The 1512-nt window shown below is 68.6% G+C and carries 2 protein-coding genes; one reads left to right on the top strand and one right to left on the bottom strand.

Annotated elements, in window-relative coordinates; translation table 11 throughout:
- A partial coding sequence (locus RM423_RS24690; protein ID WP_311425687.1) for an alpha/beta fold hydrolase occupies positions 1–364 on the bottom strand: 364 nt, incomplete at its 3' end.
- Positions 365–497: 133 nt separating this feature from the next.
- Between RM423_RS24690 and RM423_RS24685 the strand changes: the two genes are divergently transcribed.
- Complete coding sequence (locus RM423_RS24685) at positions 498–1307, top strand: helix-turn-helix domain-containing protein (RefSeq protein WP_311425686.1); 810 nt, start codon at positions 498–500, stop codon at positions 1305–1307.
- The last annotated feature ends 205 nt before the right edge of the window (positions 1308–1512 follow it).

Below are 1512 nucleotides of genomic sequence, written 5' to 3'. Positions count from 1 at the left end.
TGGCCGGTGCGGATCCGACGAGGACGAGTCCGCGGAGGCCGGCGGGGCGGGTCGCGGCGACGAGCTGAGCGACCTTGCCGCCCATCGAATGACCGACGAGCACGTAGTCGCCGAGTCCGGCGTCGGCCACCAGGGCGAGCGTGTCGTCGGCGAGCTGGTGCAGCGTATAGGGGCCGGGCAGGTCGCTGGAGCGGCTCCACCCGCGGAGGTCGAGGGTGAGCACGCCGCGGTCGGCGAGGTGGTCGGTGACGAGGTTCCAGGTGCGGGCCGAACCGCCCCAGTAGTGGAGGAAGACCAGAGTGGGACCCGTCCCCTGGCGATGGTGGTCATAAGCGGGCAGGACAGGCTGATCGATCGTGGGCATGTTCGTTCCTTCGATGGGGATGTTCGAGAGCGGTTCCGCTCTGAATCCCATTGCATCGCGTCACGGTTGCCGGCGCATCGGCCTGAGTGGACCGCGGATAGTGGAAACTGGACACGTGCCCGTCATCCGGCAGATGAGCTACCAGCCTGTGGACGGGGTCGCCAGGGTGGTCGAGGTGATGACCTTCGGCCGGCTCCGCGCTCTCAACGACGGCGGAACACAGCGCGCCGACTTCCACGTCCTCGCCGTCATCGATGCCGGGCACGGCTCGGTCTCGATCGACTTCGCGAGCTATCCGCTCACTGCACGGTCCGCGGTGTGGATCACACCCGGTGCGGTGCACCGCTGGGATGAGATGGCTGACGTGGCCGGGCATCTGGTGCTGTTCATCCCAACCGCGCCGGTCACACCGGCAACCCGTGAACTCGTCGCAGCTGCGGATCTGCTCGCGGGCTGGAGCGTCCCGGGCGAGCAGTGGCGCTTCGTCGCGGCCGCCATGGCGCACCTTCGGCTCGAGGCAGCCGCAGCGCTGACCCGTCCAGCGACGGAGCTGCCCGAGATCCTGGTGTCGGCGCTCATCGCCCGGCTGAGGCCGCCCCAGGCCGGGGCTCGCTTCGAGAACACGACGTTCCGCTTGTTCCGCTCGAGCGTCGAGGCCCACTTCCGCCTCCACCACGACGCCGGCTACTACGCAGGAGCCCTGGGTTACGCGCCGCGCACGCTGTCCAGAGCGGTTCAGCAGGTGACCGGCCGGACGGCGAAGACCTTCATCATCGACCGGGTCGTTCTCGAAGCCAAACGGCTGCTCGCGCACGACCGGTTCACCGCCGCCAGATGCGCCGCCGAACTGGGCTTCCTCGACGCCTCCAGCTTTTCGGTGTTCTTCCGCAACGCGACCGGGCAACGGCCCGGGGCGTGGCAGCGGAGCACCCTCACCGGTTGATCCTCTCAGCCGCCTACCGGGCGGCGGACTGCTGACGCAATCACCGCGGGCGAGAGATCGGGGTTGGAAAGTTGTCGCCGCACGCAGGACCGCATCCACTCCAGGAGCGCACCATCGTTCGCTGGGCGGACACACTGACCGAGATGCGCTCGCACCAAGGCCGTCGAACAGCGGCTCAACGACTTCTCCCATCCGTCGCCTAGAG

The sequence above is a fragment of the Jatrophihabitans lederbergiae genome (assembly GCF_031845305.1).
Taxonomy (GTDB): Bacteria; Actinomycetota; Actinomycetes; order Mycobacteriales; family Jatrophihabitantaceae; genus Jatrophihabitans_A; species Jatrophihabitans_A lederbergiae.
Note: the sequence above shows the minus strand (reverse complement) of the source record. Positions and strands in the feature narration are given on the sequence as shown.